The 21,433-nt window shown below is 59.0% G+C and carries 17 protein-coding genes, 4 tRNA genes and 2 pseudogenes; 9 read left to right on the forward strand and 14 right to left on the reverse strand.

The features are described from left to right. Positions 1-49: 49 nt before the first annotated feature. Together BHC62_RS14580 and BHC62_RS14585 are read right to left on the reverse strand one after the other, a co-directional pair. Positions 50-667, reverse strand: a complete 618-nt coding sequence (locus BHC62_RS14580) for a glutathione S-transferase family protein (RefSeq protein ID WP_070995377.1) — start codon at positions 665-667, stop codon at positions 50-52. A 43-nt stretch (positions 668-710) separates the two neighbouring features. Beyond that, entirely contained in the window at positions 711-1,370 is a 660-nt protein-coding gene (locus tag BHC62_RS14585) for a transglutaminase family protein (RefSeq protein WP_029292768.1), read from the reverse strand. Positions 1,371-1,572: 202 nt separating this feature from the next. Between BHC62_RS14585 and BHC62_RS14590 the strand changes: the two genes are divergently transcribed. Continuing rightward, entirely contained in the window at positions 1,573-4,020 is a 2,448-nt protein-coding gene (locus BHC62_RS14590; protein ID WP_029292766.1) for an acyl-CoA dehydrogenase, read from the forward strand. 76 nt (positions 4,021-4,096) lie between these two features. Next, positions 4,097-4,504: a PA2817 family protein gene (locus BHC62_RS14595; protein WP_029292764.1), complete on the forward strand. Its 408-nt coding sequence runs from the start codon at positions 4,097-4,099 to the stop codon at positions 4,502-4,504. A 96-nt stretch (positions 4,505-4,600) separates the two neighbouring features. On the opposite strand, the gene BHC62_RS14600 is transcribed toward BHC62_RS14595, so the two are convergent. Continuing rightward, positions 4,601-5,533 carry a LysR family transcriptional regulator gene (locus BHC62_RS14600; RefSeq protein WP_070995378.1) on the reverse strand — a complete coding sequence of 311 codons (933 nt, stop codon included), beginning with the start codon at positions 5,531-5,533 and terminating at the stop codon, positions 4,601-4,603. 90 nt (positions 5,534-5,623) lie between these two features. Here BHC62_RS14600 and BHC62_RS14605 point away from each other — a divergent pair, with 90 nt between their 5' ends. Further along, the gene (locus BHC62_RS14605; RefSeq protein ID WP_070995379.1) at positions 5,624-6,250 is read left to right on the forward strand and encodes a hypothetical protein; all 627 of its coding nucleotides are present in this window, start codon (positions 5,624-5,626) and stop codon (positions 6,248-6,250) included. A 155-nt stretch (positions 6,251-6,405) separates the two neighbouring features. Then, positions 6,406-8,145 (forward strand): dipeptidase, encoded by a 1,740-nt coding sequence (locus tag BHC62_RS14610; RefSeq protein ID WP_070995380.1) that lies wholly within the window; start codon positions 6,406-6,408, stop codon positions 8,143-8,145. Between the two features lie 103 nt (positions 8,146-8,248). Here the strand turns inward: BHC62_RS14610 and BHC62_RS14615 are convergent. The 4 genes from BHC62_RS14615 to BHC62_RS14630 form a co-directional block, all read right to left on the reverse strand. Then, positions 8,249-8,324, reverse strand: a tRNA-Gly gene (locus BHC62_RS14615). Between the two features lie 3 nt (positions 8,325-8,327). Further along, positions 8,328-8,403: transfer RNA gene (locus BHC62_RS14620), tRNA-Glu, on the reverse strand. A 105-nt stretch (positions 8,404-8,508) separates the two neighbouring features. Continuing rightward, positions 8,509-8,584, reverse strand: a tRNA-Gly gene (locus tag BHC62_RS14625). 2 nt (positions 8,585-8,586) lie between these two features. After that, a tRNA-Glu gene (locus BHC62_RS14630) sits at positions 8,587-8,662 on the reverse strand. 358 nt (positions 8,663-9,020) lie between these two features. On the opposite strand from BHC62_RS14630, the gene BHC62_RS14635 reads away from it, so the two are divergent. Both BHC62_RS14635 and BHC62_RS14640 read left to right on the forward strand, forming a co-directional pair. Continuing rightward, entirely contained in the window at positions 9,021-9,791 is a 771-nt protein-coding gene (locus BHC62_RS14635) for a hypothetical protein (protein ID WP_029292756.1), read from the forward strand. A gap of 124 nt (positions 9,792-9,915) precedes the next feature. After that, on the forward strand, positions 9,916-10,728 hold the full coding sequence (locus tag BHC62_RS14640) for an alpha/beta fold hydrolase (protein ID WP_070995381.1): 813 nt from the start codon (positions 9,916-9,918) through the stop codon (positions 10,726-10,728). 70 nt (positions 10,729-10,798) lie between these two features. Here the strand turns inward: BHC62_RS14640 and BHC62_RS29340 are convergent, their stop codons facing one another. The 4 genes and pseudogenes from BHC62_RS29340 to BHC62_RS14655 form a co-directional block, all read right to left on the reverse strand. Further along, on the reverse strand, positions 10,799-11,716 hold the full coding sequence (locus BHC62_RS29340; RefSeq protein ID WP_371128920.1) for a methyl-accepting chemotaxis protein: 918 nt from the start codon (positions 11,714-11,716) through the stop codon (positions 10,799-10,801). Further along, a pseudogene (locus BHC62_RS29345) lies at positions 11,711-12,775 on the reverse strand (methyl-accepting chemotaxis protein); the annotation flags it as partial. The pseudogene BHC62_RS29345 and the gene BHC62_RS29340, both read right to left, overlap by 6 nt. 78 nt (positions 12,776-12,853) lie before the next feature. Beyond that, positions 12,854-14,278: a PLP-dependent aminotransferase family protein gene (locus tag BHC62_RS14650; protein WP_070995383.1), complete on the reverse strand. Its 1,425-nt coding sequence runs from the start codon at positions 14,276-14,278 to the stop codon at positions 12,854-12,856. Positions 14,279-14,483: 205 nt separating this feature from the next. Next, positions 14,484-15,245 (reverse strand): SDR family oxidoreductase, encoded by a 762-nt coding sequence (locus BHC62_RS14655; protein WP_029292747.1) that lies wholly within the window; start codon positions 15,243-15,245, stop codon positions 14,484-14,486. Positions 15,246-15,471: 226 nt separating this feature from the next. Between BHC62_RS14655 and BHC62_RS14660 the strand changes: the two genes are divergently transcribed. Beyond that, on the forward strand, positions 15,472-16,479 hold the full coding sequence (locus tag BHC62_RS14660; RefSeq protein ID WP_070995384.1) for an NADP-dependent oxidoreductase: 1,008 nt from the start codon (positions 15,472-15,474) through the stop codon (positions 16,477-16,479). Between the two features lie 117 nt (positions 16,480-16,596). Here BHC62_RS14660 and pyrF read toward each other — a convergent pair whose 3' ends face one another. Beyond that, positions 16,597-17,295: an orotidine-5'-phosphate decarboxylase gene (pyrF, locus tag BHC62_RS14665; protein ID WP_029292743.1), complete on the reverse strand. Its 699-nt coding sequence runs from the start codon at positions 17,293-17,295 to the stop codon at positions 16,597-16,599. A gap of 266 nt (positions 17,296-17,561) precedes the next feature. On the opposite strand from pyrF, the gene BHC62_RS14670 reads away from it, so the two are divergent. Together BHC62_RS14670 and BHC62_RS14675 are read left to right on the forward strand one after the other, a co-directional pair. Next, the gene (locus BHC62_RS14670; protein ID WP_029292741.1) at positions 17,562-18,311 is read left to right on the forward strand and encodes a response regulator; all 750 of its coding nucleotides are present in this window, start codon (positions 17,562-17,564) and stop codon (positions 18,309-18,311) included. After that, complete coding sequence (locus BHC62_RS14675; protein ID WP_070995385.1) at positions 18,311-19,357, forward strand: cell wall metabolism sensor histidine kinase WalK; 1,047 nt, start codon at positions 18,311-18,313, stop codon at positions 19,355-19,357. The genes BHC62_RS14670 and BHC62_RS14675 overlap by 1 nt, the downstream gene beginning before the upstream one ends. Here BHC62_RS14675 and BHC62_RS14680 read toward each other — a convergent pair. Further along, positions 19,352-20,068 (reverse strand): annotated as a pseudogene (locus BHC62_RS14680) (AAA family ATPase). The gene BHC62_RS14675 and the pseudogene BHC62_RS14680 sit on opposite strands and share 6 nt — an antisense overlap. Continuing rightward, the gene (locus tag BHC62_RS14685) at positions 20,068-20,796 is read right to left on the reverse strand and encodes an ABC transporter permease (RefSeq protein ID WP_256324361.1); all 729 of its coding nucleotides are present in this window, start codon (positions 20,794-20,796) and stop codon (positions 20,068-20,070) included. Before BHC62_RS14685 ends, BHC62_RS14680 begins: the two are co-directional and overlap by 1 nt. Between the last annotated feature and the right edge of the window lie 637 nt (positions 20,797-21,433).

Here is a 21,433-nt window from a genome sequence, read left to right on the forward strand (position 1 = left end):
GTGCTTGCCCGCGCCGCACAAGTACAGTCACCTGTATTAATAGTCAGTATTAAGTCAACGCGGTCATAACCGCTTTTTGATAGGCCGGGCGTTGCTGCAAACGCTGGTACCACGCCTCCAGATGGGGCATCGACGGGCGCTCGATAGGCATCTCGAACCAGGCATAGATAAAGCTGCCCAGGGGAATGTCACCCATGCCGATCTCGCTGCCGGACAGGTAGGGCTGCTCGGCCAGGGCCTGGTCCACGGTATTCAACACCTCGATACAGGCCTTGCGCCCGGCATGGATGTTGTCCCAGTTCTGTTGCTCGGCCGGGGTTCGCAGAATGCCCCAGAACACCGTCTTGAACGGTTCGGCAAAGGTCGAAGTGGTCCAGTCCATCCACTTCTCGGCGTTGGCTCGCGCCTGCAGATCCGTGGGGTACCAGCTCGATGCCTGTTTGGCGCAGAGGTAACGCACGATGGTGTTGGATTCCCACAACACGAACTCGCCGTCCTCGATCATCGGCACCCGGCCATTAGGGTTCAGCGCCCGATATCGCGGCGTATCGACCACACCAAAGGCCCCGCCCGCATCAATTGCCTCATAGTCTAGGCCGAGCTCCTCGGCGCACCACAGTGCCTTCCTGACGTTTGACGAATTTTTACGACCCCAGATCTTCAGCATGACCGCCTCCCAGTGGATGAATGCCGCAGCAGCATACGCCGGTTCAGCCGCGACTCAAATCACTCTGCATATCGCCTAACACTTTCGGCGACTGCTCGCCAAACAGGTGTGGGTAACATTTCTCCAGGTGGGAAAAGAAGAACTCCTCGGGCACCTCGGCAAATTGCCCATGGTCCACCACGTACTCCATGGAGCGCTGTCCCTGGCGGTTGAAGGGGTGAAACACACTGTCATTGATCCCGTCAAAATCCAGTGGCGGCACATCGAATAATTCGCACAGTTGGCTGTTGAACGCTGGCGTGGCCTTGACCCAGCGCCCGTCCAGATACAGTTCGGTGTAGCCGTGCATGGCGAACACATCACTCTTGAGCAACTCGATCAGGCGCGGGGTCGACAAATGATTGCGCACGTCCGCCAGGCCAATACGCGACGCTATGCCGCAATGCCGGGCACAGGCGGCCAGCAGGGTGGCCTTGGGCACGCAATAACTCTGCCCGGCGGCCAGGGCGTAGCTGCCCGCCAGGGTTTGCGGATCGCGACTGAAGGTGTAAGGGTTGTAGCGTACCGCTTCACGCACGGCGTAATACAGACTGACTGCCTGGTCACGGGGATCGCGGCTCACACCGCGGTGTTTTTCGGCGAACTCCACCACCGCAGGGTGGTCACTATCGATGAAGCGGCTGGGACTCAAGTACGCATTCATGGGGATTTTCTCCGAGGCGAGCCTGGAGTCTAACCACAGGCCCGACCGAGGGATAACGACGATTCGGCCAAATGTCGGCGCCTGCTGCCTGTGACTGGAGAGCACTTCCCGCCACACCACGTAACACCCTCAGGCACCGCTTTTCCGGATGCCGGCTAAGCTCTGAGGGTGCTTCTGCCCCTGGTTTCACGGAGGATTGAATATGCTGTTGTTGTGGATACTGGTTCTGGTGCTCGGCATTGCCTACCTGGCACACCGTCGTACCGCGCCCCTGCCCGCCCTGGGTGTGGTCGCCGTCTATCTGTTGGCGATGGGCGCCTTCAGCCATGCGCCGGGCTGGCTGCTGCTGGTGTTCTGGGTCCTGCTGGCGGCAGTCGCCGCGCCACTGCTGCTGCCCGACCTGCGCCGCCAGTATTTCACCGCACCGCTGTTCAACTGGTTCCAGAAAGTACTGCCGCCAATGTCCGAGACCGAGCGCGACGCCATCGACGCCGGTACCGTGTGGTGGGACGGTGAACTGTTCAGCGGTCGCCCCGACTGGGACAAGTTGCTGGCCTACCCCAAGGTGCAGTTGACCGAAGAAGAACAGGCCTTTATCGATGGCCCTACCGAAGAGCTGTGCGCCATGGTCACCGACTGGGAAATCGGCCAGGCCATGGACCTGCCGGCGGCGGCCTGGGACCATATCAAGCAACATGGCTTCTTCGCCCTAATCATCCCCAAGGAGTACGGCGGCAAGGGCTTTTCAGCCTACGCCCACTCCCAGGTGGCGATGAAACTGGCGACCCGCAGCGGCGACCTCGCTTCCACCGTCATGGTCCCCAACTCCCTGGGCCCCGCCGAACTGCTGCTGCACTACGGCACCGATGAACAACGCAACCATTACCTGCCACGCCTGGCCCGTGGCGATGATATCCCGTGCTTTGCCCTGACTGGCCCGCTGGCCGGTTCCGATGCCGGCGCGATGCCCGACACCGGGGTGATCTGCAAAGGCGAATGGGAAGGCAAGGAAACCCTCGGCCTGCGCCTGAACTGGGAAAAACGCTATATCACCCTGGGCCCGGTCGCGACCCTGCTCGGCCTGGCCTTCAAGGCCCATGACCCGGATCACCTGCTGGGAGAAGAAGAGGACCTGGGCATCAGCCTGGCCCTGATCCCCACCGATACCCCTGGCGTGGAAATCGGCCGCCGTCACCTGCCCCTGGGCGCCGCTTTCATGAACGGCCCCAACTCCGGCAAGGATGTATTCATTCCCCTGGACTTCCTGATCGGCGGCCAGGAGATGCTCGGCAAGGGCTGGATGATGCTGATGAACTGCCTGTCGGTTGGCCGTTCGATTTCCCTGCCGGCGGTGGGTACTGGTGCGGCCAAGTTCACCAGCCTGGTGACTGGCCAGTACGCCCAGGTGCGTGAGCAGTTCAACGTGCCACTTTCCGCCTTCGAAGGCATCCAGGAAGCCCTGGCCCGAATCGGCGGTAATGCCTGGCTGATGGACAGTGCACGGATGCTCACCGCCAATGCCGTCGACCTGGGGGAGAAACCCTCGGTGCTCTCGGCGATCCTCAAGTACCACCTGACCGAGCGCGGTCGCGAGTGCATCAGCCACGCCATGGATGTGCACGGCGGCAAGGGCATCATCATGGGCCCCAACAACTACCTGGGTCGCAGCTGGCAAGGGGCGCCGATTTTCATCACCGTGGAAGGTGCGAACATCCTTTCGCGCAATCTGATGATCTTCGGCCAGGGCGCGATCCGCTGCCACCCGTTCGTGCTCAAGGAAATGGCCCTGGCCGGTCGTGAAGACCGCGACCAGGCGCTCAAGGAGTTCGATGGCTTGTTGATGCAGCATATCGGCTTTGCCGTAAGCAACGCCGCCAGCACCCTGGTGTTGAACCTGGGCCTGGGCCACTTCGAAAAAGCTCCAGGCAACCGTTTGAGCCAGGGCTACTTCCGCGCGCTCAATCGCCAGGCCGCGGCGTTCGCCCTGCTTGCGGACCTGAGCATGATGCTGCTGGGTGGCGAGTTGAAACGACGCGAACGCCTGTCGGCACGGCTGGGCGACGTGCTCAGCCATATGTACCTGGCGTCGGCGGCGCTCAAGCGTTACCACGACCTCGACTCCCCGGACCATCTGGAACCGCTGTTTGCCTGGGCCATGGAGGAAAGCCTTGGCCAGTCGGAGCGCGCGCTGGATGAGTTGCTCAGCAACTTCCCCAACAAAGTGCTGGGCTGCCTGATGCGGGTCATCGTGTTCCCGTTCGGTCGTCGCCACAAAGGCCCATCCGATGCGCTGGACGCCGAAGTCGCGGCGGTGATTGGACGCGCCAAGGGCGATCCGACCCTCGAAGAGCTGCTGGCAGGCTGCTACCGTCCACAGTCGGCGGAAGATCCGGTTGGCGCGCTGCAACATGCCTACGACCTGCTGGGTGCCAGCCATCCGTTGCAAAAAACACTGCACGCCGCCCTCAAGAGCGGGCAGGTCAAGCCACGGGCCGGGGAACACGCCATCGATGCCGCACTGGAAGCTGGCGTGCTGCAACCGGCTGAAGCACAAACCCTGCGGGACGCGGAAGCTGCGCGGCGCAAGGTGATTGACGTGGATGATTTCAGCAAAGAGGAGTTGGCCCAGGCACCTGGCCGAGTCCGCTGATACCGGCGGTCATATAAAAGCGGGCGCGAGAGCTATATACTCTCGCGCCCGTTTTTGCTTTTGAGGACTTACTCTCGTGTCCAACGTCGTTGCCGATCATCTCGTCTTGCTCGACCACCTGCGCAGTATCCTGGTTGCCGTCGGCGAAGCCGAACAGGTTCCCGAGGAAAGCCACGCTCTGTTCCTGGAACGCTTTGATGAACTGCGGGCCATGCTGCCCATCGACCCGATCGAAAGCCAATACCTGGGCCAGGACATGATGAGCCAGGTCATCCTGCGCTACCCACAGATTGCCCATCTGGTGCCGCGCGACCTGCTCTGGTTCTTCGGCGGTGATTGCCTGCACTTCATGCCCGATGAAGAACTGGATATGTACCAGGCTCTGGAAGAACGCCGCTTCGAAGCCGAACAGAACGATGAGCCGTTCGACTGGAACCAGGAAAAACAGCTGCTGGCCATGCCCCACGACCAGTCCAAGCACTGATCCCGAACACACTGAATATCAAATGTGAGAGCGGGCTTGTGTGGGAGCGGGCTTGCCCGCTCCCACATAAGCCCGCACACATTTCCGACCGCGCTCCTACCGCCGGCGCAATGTCGGTTCCCTGACCATGCACTCCACCAGATAATCGATAAACACCCGCAGTTTTGGCGGCAAATACCGCGTGGGTGAATGCAGCAACCAGGCATCCCCATGGTACGAGGCAATGAAATCCCATTGCGCCAGCACCTGTACCAACCGCCCCTCCTCCAAGGCATGCCGAGCAGTGAAATACGGCAGGCTGCCAATCCCCACATCCTGCAACACCGCATCCAACCGCACCCCGGTGTGATTGGCCGCATAGCGACCGCGCACGCCCACCGTCACTGTCTTGCCAGACTGGCGGAATTTCCAGCGCGCGTCCCCAGGGGTTTCGCCCAGGTAGATACAACTGTGCTCCAGCAAGTCATGGGGATGCAGCGGCGTGCCATGGGCAGCCAGATACTGCGGCGTGGCACACAGCAGATGCTCGATGGGCAGTAACTGGCGCCCTACCAACCCCGGCGGCGGGCTATCGGTGATGCGAATGCTCAGGTCGACATTGTCATCAATCAAATCTACCTGCCGATCTTCAAGGATCAACTGCACATCGACCTTGGGATAACGTCGCAGGAATTCCGGCATATGCGGGTGCACCACAAACCGCCCCACCGCCTTGGGCACGCTGATACGCACCAGCCCTTCGGCCTCGTGGGTGTACTGACCGCTGATTTCCATCACCGAGCGCGCGGCATTGACCATGTCCTGGCAGCGCTTGAAAACTTCTTCGCCCCCTTCGCTCAAGCGCAGCTTGCGCGTGGTGCGCTGCAATAGCCGGGTAGCCAGGGCCTTTTCCAGGCGCGAGATGCTGCGGCTCACCGCCGACGGCGAAGCCCCCAGTTGGCGCGCTGCTGCAGAGAAACTGCCGGTTTCTACCACCCTGACGAAAATCGCCATTTCGCCCAACAGTGGCAAAGGAAGATTGATGCTCATGACGCACAAGTCCATTGAGATTTCAGCGGATTATCACCCATTGGCGCACTACTTATACTGCTGTGTAGAACCCTGATGCGGATGTAGACGATGACCCAGCGCCTGTTTTTTACCCATGACCACCTGGTTGCCGATGTTGATGTGCTGGAGTGCACGCCCGTTGAGCAGCAGTTTGCGGTAGTCCTGCAGTCCACCATTTTCCACCCCCAGGGGGGCGGTCAACCCTTTGACACGGGCTGGCTGGGACAAAGCACCGTATTGAAAGTAGTGCAGGAAGCAGAGCGCATCGTGCACTACGTCGACCAGCCCGTCGCACTTGGCCCCGTGCAAGCGCGGGTCGACGGCCAACGTCGCACCCTGCATACACGCCTGCATTCTGCCGGGCACTTGATCGGCAATGCCGGTGAAACCCTGGGCTGGATGCCGATCAAGGCCCACCACTGGCCCGGTGAAGGCAAGATCAGTTTTATCCGTGGGGAATCGGCCCAAGACATGCAAGCTGATGCCTTGCAGGAACAGGTCAACCAATGGATCGGCGCCGACCTGCCACGCCATATGACGCTGGACGGCGGCACCCGGGAAGTCGGTTTCGGTGACCTGCCGGCCTACGCCTGCGGCGGCACGCATGTACAAGCCCTCGCCCAGGTAGGCCAGATCACGATCCTCGGCCTGTCGGAGAAAAAGGGCACGCTGTCGGTGCGCTACAGCCTGGACTGACAGGCTGGTGGCGGGCGGCGTTTTCTTATTGAGATAGGACATCACCCTGCCGGGGGGCTCCCCTCCAGCGGGTGGGTGGTGCTAGTGTGTGAAAATGTTTCCGACATAAAAATCGGAAACTTCTTACTCACCACCTGCAAAGGAATGCCCCAGTAATGGACTTCTCCCTCAAGCACCTGGCCGCCGCTACCCTGGTGGTCGCCAGCCTGTCTTCAATCAGTGTGTCTGCCGTCGCCAGCATCAACCCGCAACAGAGTGCGACTATTCTCAAAACGCTGAATGACGCCTCGATCAAGGACTTCCGTACGTTCCTCGGCAACCTGGGCAAAAGCGACATGGCGAAATCCGCCAATCTCGGCCCGGCCATCACTGCCTTTCTCGACAACAAGCCGCTGACCGCCGAGCAACAGAACGATATCCATCGCCTGCTAGGCCTCTATGCCCGGGTGAAATACGGTGCAGCCGCCACCGAAACCCTGCGTGAACTGGTGGCCATCCCGACCTTCCAGGTTGAGGGTGTTGCCCAGCACAACAACCCCGAATTCAAAAAGATTGCCGAAAAAATCAAGGCCCTGGCGCAGTCCTTCAACCTGAATTTTCGCAATGTCGATGATCGCGTCTACGAGATCTCCCTGGAAGGTGCCGGCGATGAAGTGGTCGGCATTCACGCCCACGCCGACGTGGTGCCGGTAACACCGGAAAACTGGGTGTTGAAAGACGGCACCCGACTCGACCCCTTCAAGGTCACATTGATTGGCGATCGCATGTATGGCCGCGGCACCGAAGATGACAAGAACGGTATCGTGGTTACGCTGTATGCCATGAAAGTGATCAAGGAAGAAAACCTGCCACTGGCGCGCAACTTCAAGCTGCTGGTAGACACCACCGAAGAAACCACCGGCGACGCCATCCCCTACTACTTTGAACACAACCCAACGCCGAACTACAACCTGGCGCTGGATGGCGGCTACCCGGTCGTCATCGCCGAGAAAGGTTATGGCACGGTCATGGCGACCTTTGCCAAGCGCAAGGCCGATGGCAAGGGCGCCGAAATCATCGCCATGACCGGCGGCCTCGCAACCAACCAGATTCCTTCGGCGTCAGTAGCCACATTGCGCAGCGATAAACCTGCCGAGCTGGCCGCCAGGCTGCAACAGGCCGGCACTGCATTTGCCAAGGCCAATGGTGGCGATTTCACGGTGGATGCCAAGGTTGATGGCAAAGACGTCAAGCTCACCGTTACCGGGGTGTCAGCCCACTCTTCCGAGCCCGAATCCGGTATCAACCCAGTGGCGCGGATGCTGGTCTTTATCAACAGCCTGGACGGCAAGGTTGCACTCAAGCACAACGAGATCACCGACGCTGCGCGCTACGCCGCCGATAACTGGGGCCTGGATTACCTGGGTGGCAAATTGGGCGTGGGCTTTTCCGACGCGTTCATGGGGCCGTTGACCACATCCCTGACGTTTGTCGGCATGGATGACAAGGCCTTCAAGCTGGCGGTCAACCTGCGGGTACCAAAAGGCAAATCCCCGGAAACGCTCAAGAAAGAGATCGCCGACAAGCTTAGCGCCTGGAGTAACAAGACCCATATTTCGCCGACCTTTGATTACTCGGTGGCCGCACCGATGTATCGCAACCCCGAAGGTGAATGGGTCAAGGCACTGCTGGCCGTGGCCACGGAAAACCTGGGCATGGAATCCAAGTTCGGCACCTCCGCTGGCGCAACGTCCGTGCATGATCTGCCCAATGGCGTGCAATTCGGCCTGGCCCGGCCGGACGCCAAGTACACCGGGCACACCGACAACGAGTTCAAGACCACCGAGCAGTTCCTGCTGGACCTGCAGATCGTCACCGAAATGATGGGACGTATCGGGCAGTTGCCGAAACTCTGAGCCAAGGCCTGGACCCGCCCTTGCGGCGGGTCCATTGACTGCGAGCTTAAATCCCGGACAAACAAAAACGCCGATCATTTCTGATCGGCGTTTTTGTTGAATATGGAGCGGGAAACGAGACTCGAACTCGCGACCCCGACCTTGGCAAGGTCGTGCTCTACCAACTGAGCTATTCCCGCAAATGGCGTCCCCTAGGGGACTCGAACCCCTGTTACCGCCGTGAAAGGGCGGTGTCCTAGGCCACTAGACGAAGGGGACACGCTAACTGAAACACATGGTGTGTATTCCAGTGCCCAGAGGCCTTGTCCGAAGACTTGGTCCTGGTTTCACTCAGTGCCGCCCGAAAGCCACACTGTTTAAAAATGGAGCGGGAAACGAGACTCGAACTCGCGACCCCGACCTTGGCAAGGTCGTGCTCTACCAACTGAGCTATTCCCGCAATGGCGTCCCCTAGGGGACTCGAACCCCTGTTACCGCCGTGAAAGGGCGGTGTCCTAGGCCACTAGACGAAGGGGACACACGTACAACATTCACTCCCTACCGCGTTTCGCTGTGTGCTTTACGCTGTAAGTGGCGCGCATTCTATGGATGGATTGAAAGGTCGTCAACCCCCAAGGATAAATTTATTTAAATCAATGACTTCGCCATGCTTTACAGGCACTGCCGGGGTTTCTCGCCGTCCAGGCTTTGGCGCCTATATTCTGGCGCCCGACAAGGCGTTATAGTCCTGCCCGGCAAATGATGGCAATGTGCATCTATACAGACGATACCTACATATACAGGTGAAAGCACTGACTCATCTCGTCGAAGAGTCCTATCCGCCGCATGCGCCAATCACTACACTTCAACGCACATCCTATAAAGAGGTCACACCGGTGACACCACTCATGATCACCCTGCTGGTAATAGCCGGGATCGTAATACTGATCGCCATTGGCTACATGAACCATGTGGTGGAAAACAACAAACTGGAAAAAGCCCGGGCCCAGATAGAGCTCAACGATCGGCTGCGCCGCTGTGGCGAGATCACCGAGACGTTCCCCGGCCAACTGATGACGCCGCAGCTCAAGCTGCTGCTGACCCGCCTGGAACTGAACGTCAACCAACGCATGCTCCACCTCAACAAATCCAGCGCAACCATCAAGGCACGTATTGCCGAGCTGGAAGCCCTCGTGGGCCAGGGCGAATCGATCCCGGTGAACAACCCCCCGGGGCCGATCCAGACCGAAGCCAAAGCCAAGGATGTGCGCTTCCTGCTCGAAGCCCTGCACGGCCAGGTCACCCGCGCCGCCCAGGACGGTTTTCTGCCCACCAATGAGGCCAAGCACTGGATCCGTGAGATCCGTCACCTGCTGGTGCTGCTGCATATCGAGTTCTTCAACAATCTGGGCCAACACGCATTGCAACAGGCGCAGCCCGGCCAGGCACGCCTGGCCTTCGAGCGCGGCGTGCAATACCTGCGCAAGCAGCCCGAGCCGGCCACCTACAGCCAGCACTTGCAACTCCTGGAAAAACAATTGGCACGCGCCAACTCCATGGTGCTGACCAACAGCCAGCAGACCGCAGAAGAAGTCAATGAACTGACCTCAGGCTTGAAAGCCGATGACGCGGATGCCGAATGGAAAAAGAAAGTCATCTACGATTGATCCCCTCCTGTACTGAGTCGCCGGGTGCATTTCCTGCACTCGGTGCCATCATCCTGCGGCTATCCCCTCCTCTATAATTCGCGTACAAAAGTGCCCTTCATGCGCTTGACCAAGGAGGCCCGCCATGCCTGTCGCCATCATTGATGACCAACCCTTGCACTACGTGGACCAAGGCTCTGGCCCGGCTGTCCTGCTCGGCCATAGCTACCTGTGGGACCAGCAGATGTGGGCCCCGCAGATTGCCGCGCTGTCGCAACAGTACCGAGTGATCGTGCCAGAGCTATGGGGCCACGGAGAGTCCGGCCCAATGCCAGCACAGACCCACAGCCTGGACGACCTGGCGCGCCAGACCCTGGCATTGCTGGACCACCTGGGCGTTGCCAAGGTCAACCTGGTGGGCTTGTCAGTCGGCGGCATGTGGGGCGCGCCGCTGGCGTTGCTGGCGCCCGAGCGGGTCAATAGCCTGGTGCTGATGGACACCTACCTGGGCGCAGAGCCTGAGGCTACCCGCGAAAAATACTTCGCACTGCTCAGCGCGATTGAGGCCACGGGGGCTATCTCTGATGCACTACTGGATATCATCGTACCGATCTTCTTCCGCCCCGGTATCGACCCCGAATCTGCGCTGTATCAGGACTTCCGCCAGTCCCTGCGTGCCCTGCCCCGGGACCGCCTGCTACACAGCATCGTACCCCTGGGCCGCCTGATCTTCGGTCGTGACGATGCACTGGAAGGTTTATCCCGCCTGGACCCCAATACGACATTGGTAATGTGTGGCACCGATGACCAGCCACGCCCACCTGCAGAAGCACAGGAAATGGCTGACCTGATCGGTTGCGACCTGGTATTGATCCCGGACGCTGGGCATATTTCCAGCCGGGAAAACCCTGATTTCGTCAACGAAGCGCTGCTCACCTTTCTGGCCAATCACGCCTGAGGCGACAAGGCTGTTGTGGCGAGAAGGCTAGCCCTCTCACCACAACAGCCCCCAGCGCGGCTAATTCAGATTACAGCCGAAAATGCCCCACCATGCCCTTGAGCTCCGCCCCCAGTTGCGCCAACTCGATACTCGAGGCGGCGTTGCCCTGCATGCTCAGCGCCGATTGATCGGCACTGGCGCGAATGCTGGTGACGCTGCGATTGATCTCTTCGGCCACCGAGCTCTGCTGTTCGGCCGCGGCCGCGATCTGCTGGTTCATTTGTTGGATCAGCGAGACCGCTGCGGCAATGCTGCCCAAGGCGCTTTCGGTTTCCAGGGCATCGCTGACGGCCAGCTTCACCAGTTCACCGCTGTGCTGGATATCACGCACTGAAGACTGCGCGGCACTGCGCAAGGTACTTACCAGGCGTTCGATTTCCTCTGTCGATTGCTGGGTGCGCCTGGCCAGCGCCCGCACTTCATCGGCAACCACCGCAAAGCCGCGCCCTTGCTCGCCAGCGCGTGCCGCCTCGATGGCGGCGTTGAGCGCCAGCAGGTTGGTTTGCTCGGCGACGCTTTTGATCACCTCCAAGACGCTGCCGATGTTCTGGATTTCCGCGCTCAGGCTCTCGATGCTGGTACTGGCGGATGTCGCGGAACTGGCCAGCAACTCGATACGCTGCAGGCTCTGGCGCACCACCTGCTGACCACTGTCGACCTTGTCGTCGGCGGTCTGCGCCGCTTGCGCGGCCTGCTCGGCATTGCGTGCCACATCGTGCACCGTGGCGGCCATCTGGTTCATGGCGGTGGCGACCTGCTCGGTTTCTTCTTTCTGGCTACTGACTTCGATATTGGTCTGCTCGGTCACGCTGGACAGCGACTGGGCCGAGCTGGCCAATTGCTCAATCCCCGCTTGCAACCCGCTGACCATGCTACTCAGGCCGCTGCCCATCTGCTGCATCGCCTGCATCAACTGGCCCATTTCATCCTGTCGGCTCACGTCCATGCGCCCGCTGAGATCCCCGGCGGCGATCTGCCGGGCCACGGCGATCACACTGCGCAGCGGCATCACGATCAAGCGGGTAATCAGCCACGCAGCAATCACTCCGACCAACAAGGCCAGGGCCGAGGAAACAATGATCAGCAAGCTACTTTCGGCCAACTGCGCCTGCATCGACTGGTCCTGCTCGGCATAGGCCCGGTTGACCTGCGAAACCACCTGCGCCGCCCGCTCATGCAATTGCTGGTAGACGATCTTCTCCTGGGCGAGCAGGTCGGTGTATTCGGTGAGTTTTTCGCTAAAGGCGCCAATATGCCCGACCACTTCGCTGAGTACGGTCTGATAGCCGGGGTCCTTGACCAGGGTCTTGAGTTGTTCAGCCTGGGCCAGGGCCTGATCGGCCTGTTCTATACGGCCTTGCCCGGCACTGTCCTCATCACCCTTGCGGCTTTGATCCAGGCGCACCCGCGCTTCATTCATGGCCTGCAACATCAGGCGCGAAACCTGCCCCACCTGCCCGGCCTGCTCGATAAACTCAGCCCCCTCCTTGCCCTGGCTTTCCTTGAGGCCATAAGCCCCGTCGTCGGCCAGGCCGGACTGCAATACATCAAGGTTGTTGGCGACACTGGACACCGACCAACTGGCCATTTCCAGCGCCAGGTCCTTGGCCTGGGTCAGCTCGACAAACTCGTCAAACGCCTTGCGATAGGCGCCCAGGGCCTGCTCGACCTCGGTCATGTCGAGTGCCAGGGCTTCGGCTACCAGGCTGTCAACCCGTTCATGCAGGGCCTCGACCGACTTGGTATCGGTGCGCAGCGCATACTCCTGCTCGATCAAGCGCACATTCAGCAGCCCCTGATTGAGCGAGGACATGCCCTTGAGCCCCACAAAACGCTGGCCAACACTTTGCAGGGACCACACACCAATCGCCGCCACCAGTGCAGTCAACAGCAATACCAGGGCAAACCCCAGCCCCAGCTTCCTCGCCAGCCCAAGGTTGGCAAATCGTCGTTGCACGGCCGAAATCATTGCGCAAAGTCCTCTTGGCGTGGCGAATGCCAGCATGCCGGGTTTCCATGGGACGAGATTCGCAACCCCGGGCCCCGCAACACAAGACGTTGGCGCCACAATAATGGCAAAAAGCTACACGCCCGTCGTTTTCAGGATGGTAGAGGTCGATCCCGCAGGCCCCATGGCCTTGAACAACGCCAACGCTCGATGATCGCCGGCATAGGCCACATTGATCCGCAGCCAATCCGCGTGCTCGCCGGTAGGGCTGAACAACTCCCCGGAAGACAGCAAGACCCCCAGCCGTCTGGCCCTCGCGTGCAACATTGCCGCGCCCCCCGCCTGCGGGCGGGCCCAAACAAACATGCCGCCCGCGGGCACCGCAAAGACCTCCCACTCTTCGTCCTCCAGCACCTGCAGGGTCTTGGCCATCTCCGCGCTCAACCGCCTGCGCAGGCGTTGCAGCCATTTGCGGTAGGTGCCGTTGGCCAACAGGCTCGCCACCACCGCCTCAGCGAAGCGGGAGGTGCCGATACCAGTCAGGGTCTTGAGCTTGAGCAAACGAGTGATGAGCGCGGTACTGCCCGTGAGATAGCCCACCCGTAGCGCGCTGCTCAGGGTCTTGGAAAAACTCGAGACGTAAATCACCCGATCATCATGGGGTAGCGCCGCCAGCCGGACACACGAGGCGTGTTGCAGGTCGCCATAGACATCTTCCTCGACAATCAGGAAGTCCCGGCTATGGGCCAGATGCAACAGACGTTCGGCCACCGCCAGCGAAAGGCTGGTGCCGGTCGGGTTGTGGTAAAGGCTATGGATGAACAGGCACTTTGGACGGTGGGTCACCAGCAGCGCTTCCAGGGCCTGGATGTCCGGGCCACTGCGGGCCCTGGGAACCTCCAGCATCGTGACACCGTGGAAAGCCAACTGACGATAAAGGTTGCCGTAGCCAGGGGTTTCAACCACCACCATATCGCCAGCCTTGAGCAAGGTGCGTATCAACAAGTCCTGCGCATGGCTGGCGCCGTGGGTGGTGAGGATCCGCTCGGCAGTGGTGCTCACCTGGATCTGCGTCAGGCGCTTGTGCAATTGTTCGCGCAACGCCGGCAGCCCGAGAGGGGTGCTGTAACTGAAGACGCCAGCGGTGTCGGTACGGCTGATTTCGCGGATGGCGTAACTGATGTCATCGCTTTCACGCCAGGCATCCGGAAGCCAGCCACACCCCAGCTTCAACTCACCCAACTGGTTATCGGTAAAGGCCCCCCACCGGCGCTCCGCCCCTTCATACCACTGGTATTCCCCCAGGGGAGTGCTGGCAACCGGTTGCGCGGCGATCACAAACCCCGAGCCGGCCCTTGAGGCCAGCACCCCTTCGGCCACCATTCGCTCAAGGGCCTCGATCACACTGGATTGACTGAGCAGGTTGTCATGGGCCAGTTGCCGGATGGAAGGCAGGCGCGTCCCGGGGCTGACCCCACTCTCCCGAATCCATGCGGCAATGGCGCTGACAATTTGCTGAACCACCGGTACCGGGGCCTGCCGATTGATCCCTAAATCCATGAGCCACCCCCTTCAACTGTTTGGCATTTAACTCAAAACAGTTAAGCACAGAAGGTCAGGGTCGCCCTGTTCATAAATTTATTAAATTATTGATTTTATTGGATTATTTACCTAGTGAAACACAATGACCGAGGGCATCTTGCCACCTACGGAAACGCCCCACAGCCCTTAAAATCACTTTCTCAGCGGTACGCCGCCGCAGGTCCTAGATAGCCGTGGCACCACCGTCCACCGCCAATGCATGCCCCGTGGTGAACGCGGCGCCATCGCTGCACAGATACAGCACTGCACTGGCGATTTCCTCGACGGTGCCAATGCGCCCGACCGGATGCATGGCGGCGGCAAACTCGGCCTTGCGCGGATCGGCTTCATAGGCGCGGCGGAACATATCGGTGTCGATCACTGCCGGGCACACCGCGTTGACGCGGATTTTCTTTTTCGCATACTCGATGGCCGCCGACTTGGTCAGGCCAATCACCGCATGCTTGGATGCGGCATAAATACTCATCTTCGGCGCAGCGCCCAACCCTGCAACCGACGCGGTATTGACGATGGCCCCACCGCCCTGAGCCAGCAGCAACGGCAACTGATACTTCATGCACAACCACACGCCCTTGACGTTGACGCCCATGATGGCGTCGAACTCATCCAGGGTGCCATCAGCCAGCTTGCCCTGTTCAATCTCGATGCCGGCATTGTTGAACGCGTAGTCCAGGCGGCCATAGCTGTGCAGTACCTGCTGCATTAGTTGTTGCACATCAGCCTCCAGGGTCACATTACAGCGCACGAACAGCGCCTCGCCGCCTGCCTCGCGGATCAACGCGACCGTGCCCTCGCCGCCCGCTACATCGAGGTCGGCGACCACAACTTTCAAGCCTTCTGCGGCGAATGCCACGGCCGTGGCGCGGCCAATACCGTTGGCGGCACCGGTGACCAGGGCAACCTGGCCGGAAAACGTCATGCTCATTGCTTATATCCTTGGATGAATGCCCGTGGGCCCAGCATAGCCAGGGCCCGGCACCGCGCGTCAGCACTATCAGAAGGCCAGTTGAGCCCCCATGCGTAGCAGTGATAAGCCTGCCGTGCCCACTATCAAGCCAGCCTATCGACGGGCATTCGCAGCGATCAGCCGAACTTGCTCCCGGCGCCTGGAAGGTCTATCACTTGAGGCTCATTTACCCAGAGTCCTTGCCATGACTGCCCAGACCAACCGCCAATTCCTGCTTGCCAAACGCCCGGTCGGCGCGGCCACGCGGGACACCTTTACCTATCAGGAAGTACCGGTGGGCAACCTGGCGGATGGCCAGGTGCTGGTGCGCAACGAATACCTGTCCCTCGACCCGGCCATGCGTGGCTGGATGAATGAAGGCAAGTCCTACATCCCGCCGGTGGGCATTGGTGAAGTCATGCGCGCATTGGGCGTAGGCCAGGTCATTGCCTCGAACAATCCGAAATTCGCCGTCGGCGATTACGTCAACGGTGCCTTGGGCGTGCAGGATTACTTCCTCGGCGAGCCGCGTGGGTTCTACAAGGTCGACCCGAAACTGGCGCCCCTGCCGCGCTATCTGTCTGCGCTGGGCATGACCGGCATGACCGCCTACTTCGCGCTGCTCGACACCGGCGCGCCCAAGGCCGGCGATACCGTAGTGATTTCCGGGGCCGCCGGTGCCGTGGGCAGCATTGCCGGGCAGATCGCCAAGATCAAGGGTTGCCACGTGGTGGGGATTGCCGGCGGCGCCGACAAGTGCAAGTTTTTGCTGGATGAACTGGGGTTCGACGCGGCCATCGACTACAAGCACGAAGACGTGCCGGCCGCCCTCAAGCGCGAATGCCCAAAAGGCGTGGACGTCTATTTCGATAACGTTGGCGGCGACATCCTCGACGCCGTGCTCAGCCGCCTGGCGTTGAAGGCGCGGGTGGTGATTTGCGGAGCCATCAGCCAGTACAACAATAAGGAAGCCGTGAAGGGCCCCGCCAACTACCTGTCACTGCTGGTCAATCGGGCGCGCATGGAAGGGTTTGTGGTGATGGATCATGCGGCGAACTTTGCCGCCGCCGGGCAGGAAATGGCCGGCTGGATGGCCCAAGGCAAGCTCAAGAGCAAGGAGGATATTGTCGAGGGCCTGGAGACGTTCCCGGAGACGTTGATGAAGCTGTTCAACGGCGAGAACTTCGGCAAGTTGGTGCTGAAGGTCAACTGACACCCCAAACCAATGTAGGAGCTGGCTTGCCTGCGATGCAGACACCTCGGTTTTTCAGTAACCACGAGGTGATGCTATCGCAGGCAAGCCAGCTCCTACGTGTTTAGCCCAAGGGCATCAGGCGATTTCGGCGACCACAGCGGCCAAGGCCTTGGCCGGGTCAGCCGCCTGGCTGATCGGGCGACCAATCACCAGGTAATCAGAACCCGCATCCAGCGCCTGGCGTGGCGTGAGGATACGGCGCTGGTCGTCCTGGGCGCTGCCTGCCGGACGAATCCCCGGCGTCACCAACTGCAGCGCCGGATGGGCGGCCTTCAACGCCTGAGCTTCCAGCGCCGAGCAGACCAGGCCATCGAGGCCGGCCTTCTGCGCCAGGGCAGCCAAGCGCAGCACTTGTTCCTGGGGCTCGATATCCAGGCCGATGCCGGCCAGGTCTTCACGCTCCATGCTGGTCAGCACGGTCACACCGATCAGCAACGGCTTGGGACCGCTGCGCTGCTCCAGCACCTCACGGCACGCAGCCATCATGCGCAGGCCGCCGGAGCAGTGGACGTTGACCATCCACACGCCCATCTCGGCGGCGGCCTTGACCGCCATCGCGGTGGTGTTGGGGATATCGTGGAATTTCAGGTCGAGGAACACCTCGAAGCCCTTGTCACGCAGGGTGCCGACGATTTCTGCTGCGCAGCTGGTGAACAGTTCCTTGCCGACCTTGACGCGGCAGAGCTTGGGATCCAACTGGTCAGCCAGCTTCAGTGCGGCGTCACGGGTGGGGTAATCCAGGGCGACGATGATAGGAGTCTGGCAGACGGACATTGGAATGGGCTCTCAGGCAAGTCGAAATCGGCGCGGATTGTAGCGCAAGCAGCGGCTTTGCGGGATCCGATGATCGGTAAATCCTCGGCAAGCGCCTATTTTCCTGGAATAACCGGCTAATATTTCAAAGTCGATACATTCACGACACGCCTACAACATGCCCCGGCAGTAGCCTTGCCCGCACGGCCCGACACGGCGCCTATGCTCACGCAATTACCCCGCTGCGGCCCTTGGGCCTGACGGCCAACCTGGCAGATGATCGCACCATGCATACCCCTTCCGCCCTGCCCCATGAACTTGCCAGCGAGGACAAACGCTGGAACACCCGCGCGTTGATCGTCGACGACGATGTGCCGATCCGCGAACTGCTGATTGATTACCTGGCCCGCTTCAACATCCTCGCCAGCGGTGTGACCGACGGCGCCGCCATGCGCCTGGCCATGCAAGCCGAGACTTTTGATGTGGTGGTGCTCGACCTGATGCTGCCCGGCGAAGATGGGTTGTCGATTTGCCGGTGGCTGCGGGCCGAATCGGATATCCCGATCCTGATGCTGACGGCTCGCTGCGAACCCACCGACCGCATTATCGGCCTGGAACTGGGGGCTGACGACTACATGTCCAAGCCGTTCGAACCGCGGGAGCTAGTGGCGCGGATCCAGACCATCCTGCGTCGGGTGCGTGATGACCGCACTGAGCAACGCACCAATATCCGCTTCGATCACTGGCGCCTCAACAGCGTGCTGCGCCAACTGGTAGCGGATGATGGCCTGGTAGTACCGCTGTCCAACGCCGAATTCCGTCTACTGTGGGTGTTCATCGAACGCCCGCGCCGAGTGCTCAGCCGTGAACAACTGCTGGATGCGGCCCGTGGACGCTCGATCGAAGCCTTTGATCGCAGCATCGACCTGCTGGTCTCGCGCCTGCGCCAGAAACTGGGAGACGACCCCAAGGCCCCGCAACTGATCAAGACCGTACGCGGCGAAGGCTACCTGTTCGACGCGCGGGACATCGGCTGATGCGCAACGCCTTCAACACCTTGTTTGGCCGCTTGTTCGGGGTGCTGCTGATAGCCATTGTGCTGGCCCATGTGCTGGCGTTCTTTTGGTTTCACCATTACGGCCCACCGCCGCCACCGCCCGTAGACGTCATGATCGAGCAGGCGGACGGCTCTTTGCAGGCTGCGCCCCAGGCCCATCGGCGGCCCTGGTTCGGCGGCCCGGTGGTGCCGCTGACGTTCCAGTTTATCTCGCTGATCATCGCCGCATGGTTCGGCGCCAAGTTGCTCAGCCGCCCGATCCAGCGCTTGAGCGCGGCCGCCGAGCGTTTGAGTGTGGACCTGCACAGCCCGCCCCTGGACGAATCCGGCCCACTTGAAGCGCGCCAGGCCGCCTCGACCTTCAACCTGATGCAGCGCCGCATCCGCGAACAGGTCAGCCAGCGCGCCCGCATGCTTGGCGCGGTTTCCCACGACCTGCGCACCCCACTTTCACGGCTCAAGCTGCGCCTGGAGCAGATCGACGATCTGCGCCTGCAGGGCCAGATGCGCCAGGACCTGGACGACATGATCGGCATGCTCGACGCCACCTTGAGCTACCTGCACGAACAACGCACTGGCGAAAGCCGGCAGTGGCTGGACGTGCAGGCACTTGTGCAGTCCCTGAGCGAAAACGCCCAGGACCAGGGTGCGGACGTGCAGTGCCAGGGCCACAGCACGCCGCTGCAAGTACAGCCCATGGCCTTGCGTTCGTGCCTGAACAACCTGATCGACAACGCCCTGCGCTATGCCGGTACGGCACGCATCGAACTGCAGGACAGCCCCCAGGCGTTGGTGATCCGGGTAATCGACCATGGCCCGGGGATTGCTGCCGAACAACGCGAGGCGGTATTCGAACCGTTTTTCCGCCTGGAAGGCTCACGCAATCGCAATTCCGGGGGCGTGGGGCTGGGCATGACCATTGCCAAGGAGGCGGTGGAGCGGTTGGGCGGCCGGCTACATCTGGAGGAAACACCGGGGGGCGGACTGACGGCGGTGCTTTGGCTACCCAGAAGCCAGTCTCTATAAGGGATTGCGTATGTTTACCGCTTTGATAAAGGCTTCATCTAACGTAGTTGCACCGTAATGGCTCATAAAGTTCACAGCGTTAGTAAAATGGTTAAACCGTTGCTGAGCAATCATGTAAAAATCGTCACAACCACTGGCCACCTCCTCAACGTTGTGCGAAGAGACCAAAATTGCCGCCCCTTCGTTTGCAGCACCTCGTAAACACTTCCATATGTGATATCGAAACTCCGGATCAACACCCGCCGTAGGCTCATCAAGAATCACAAAATCCGCCGCAACAGACAGCAAAGACAAAGTAAAAAACCAGCGCTTTTCACCATAACTGCAAAGAGATGATTTTTTATCCCATATACTTAAGTAACGCTCGACTAAAGCCGGGCTCCACAACTCCAGCTTCTCGAGAGAATCTTTTTTAGTCATTTTTTTCTCGGAGCAAAACAGAGCAATCATTTTAAAAATATCAGACATACGAAATACAGCAGGCGTCGAAATCACCTACGACAAATAAACCCGGCTCGAAAACTCATCCGCAATCGCACCACTATCAACCTTCCTTAAATTACAAACAATATCAAAAAAAGTAGTTTTACCCGAACCATTCGGCCCTAGAAGCCCTGAAATCGAGCCGGACTCGACTTTCAGCGATGCATCTTTAAATACGGTATGGTTCGCATACTTAAAGCCGATAGCTTGCGCAGAAAACCTTCTCATCAGTAGCGACTCCAAACGGGTGTCACAAGCAAAAATCGGACAGAAATCAAAAAAACCACTATATACAATATAACTATAACAGCGACTAACAAACCCAACTGAGCAACCCCCTCCACCATTATTCTATTCGCCCACCACAGCGGATTAAAAAAACTGACAACCGTCATCAACGGCAGAGACGAGTTCATACCCGCCACACCGACTACCAGCATGGCAAATGACACAACAGAAAATAATGTATTTGTATTCTGGAAATTAATCGGGATCAACGTCAATAACAGAGAGAGTATAGAAAATAGAACAAAGCATATATAAAACCTGACAAGCACAATATAAAACTCCATGAGGCTCACCGGACCAAAAACAATATGGGTGATCAAATAAAAAACAGCACAATACATCACAGACATAAATGAATAAGCGATAAATTGCCCCACCATGAAAATCACTTTTGTACGAAAGGTATAAATAAACGACCTAACAAACCCGCTCTCCCTGCGCCCGACAATATAAAATGCAAAGCCAAACAATGCGACACTGGAAGCCACATAAGCATAAAACCAAGACGTGCTGGATAAATAGTCGTTTGATGCTGAATAAGTGAGACCTCTCGAATAGCTCAACAAATAAAAAACCACTCCGGGAGACACAACAATCCAGAACAACGCAAGGGGCTCCTTGACTTGCTCTTTTATTAAGAGCACTGCCAACGACAAGGACTTTGACATTAAGTTATCGCACATAGTTATTTACCTCAAGGAAATGGCACCATTACCCTCAACCTATCCCGCACGATAGAACCCTTGAATGTTTCACTGTATTTGTTAACGATATTTATTCCCTGTGCATTATTCATATGCATAAACAGATCTGGTGAAATATACTTACTAAAAACGCATCGAACACCCTCTACGGCAGAGACACTAGAATACAAATATCCTGTAATTTTTTCGCTATTTAGCGCTGAGCGCAGGCCTAAAAAACTAAACTCATGCTCAGAAACACTATTGCTTAGCGGAGAAACAAGCACATCTGTAATTTCTAGGTAGGTCGCATCTTGGAGTGCAGTTCGGGTTCGGTTGCGTCCCCTCCACTGCCACCGCATCCACCCGCACTGCCAGAGGCTCCAGCAGCACAAGAGAGTGAATCAAATCCAAAATCATCACTGAAGCTAAAAACAGTTTCGCCCAAGCTTTCACTTTTCATTTTGATTCTCCAAACTTTTGGAATGCCGATCACTATCACCCGGTATAGGGTGATAAAACCAAGCTAGTTCTTTTTGAGCGGAACTCAAATATTGAAAAACCAGACTGTGGGAATTTACTTATTTAAATATAAATAAATTCCCACATAAAAATCAGAATC

It is taken from the genome of Pseudomonas sp. 06C 126 (genome assembly GCF_001855215.1).
In the GTDB taxonomy this organism is placed as follows: domain Bacteria; phylum Pseudomonadota; class Gammaproteobacteria; order Pseudomonadales; family Pseudomonadaceae; genus Aquipseudomonas; species Aquipseudomonas proteolytica.

Bases quoted from the DNA above. Each gene is read 5' to 3' on its own strand.
- BHC62_RS14580 (WP_070995377.1), bottom strand. From the start codon at position 667: ATGCTGAAGATCTGGGGTCGTAAAAATTCGTCAAACGTCAGGAAGGCA.
- BHC62_RS14585 (WP_029292768.1), bottom strand. From the start codon at position 1,370: ATGAATGCGTACTTGAGTCCCAGCCGCTTCATCGATAGTGACCACCCT.
- BHC62_RS14590 (WP_029292766.1), top strand. From the start codon at position 1,573: ATGCTGTTGTTGTGGATACTGGTTCTGGTGCTCGGCATTGCCTACCTG.
- BHC62_RS14600 (WP_070995378.1), bottom strand. From the start codon at position 5,533: ATGAGCATCAATCTTCCTTTGCCACTGTTGGGCGAAATGGCGATTTTC.
- BHC62_RS14605 (WP_070995379.1), top strand. From the start codon at position 5,624: ATGACCCAGCGCCTGTTTTTTACCCATGACCACCTGGTTGCCGATGTT.
- BHC62_RS14610 (WP_070995380.1), top strand. From the start codon at position 6,406: ATGGACTTCTCCCTCAAGCACCTGGCCGCCGCTACCCTGGTGGTCGCC.
- BHC62_RS14640 (WP_070995381.1), top strand. From the start codon at position 9,916: ATGCCTGTCGCCATCATTGATGACCAACCCTTGCACTACGTGGACCAA.
- BHC62_RS29340 (WP_371128920.1), bottom strand. From the start codon at position 11,716: ATGGACGTGAGCCGACAGGATGAAATGGGCCAGTTGATGCAGGCGATG.
- BHC62_RS14650 (WP_070995383.1), bottom strand. From the start codon at position 14,278: ATGGATTTAGGGATCAATCGGCAGGCCCCGGTACCGGTGGTTCAGCAA.
- BHC62_RS14655 (WP_029292747.1), bottom strand. From the start codon at position 15,245: ATGAGCATGACGTTTTCCGGCCAGGTTGCCCTGGTCACCGGTGCCGCC.
- BHC62_RS14660 (WP_070995384.1), top strand. From the start codon at position 15,472: ATGACTGCCCAGACCAACCGCCAATTCCTGCTTGCCAAACGCCCGGTC.
- pyrF (WP_029292743.1), bottom strand. From the start codon at position 17,295: ATGTCCGTCTGCCAGACTCCTATCATCGTCGCCCTGGATTACCCCACC.
- BHC62_RS14670 (WP_029292741.1), top strand. From the start codon at position 17,562: ATGCATACCCCTTCCGCCCTGCCCCATGAACTTGCCAGCGAGGACAAA.
- BHC62_RS14675 (WP_070995385.1), top strand. From the start codon at position 18,311: ATGCGCAACGCCTTCAACACCTTGTTTGGCCGCTTGTTCGGGGTGCTG.
- BHC62_RS14685 (WP_256324361.1), bottom strand. From the start codon at position 20,796: ATGTCAAAGTCCTTGTCGTTGGCAGTGCTCTTAATAAAAGAGCAAGTC.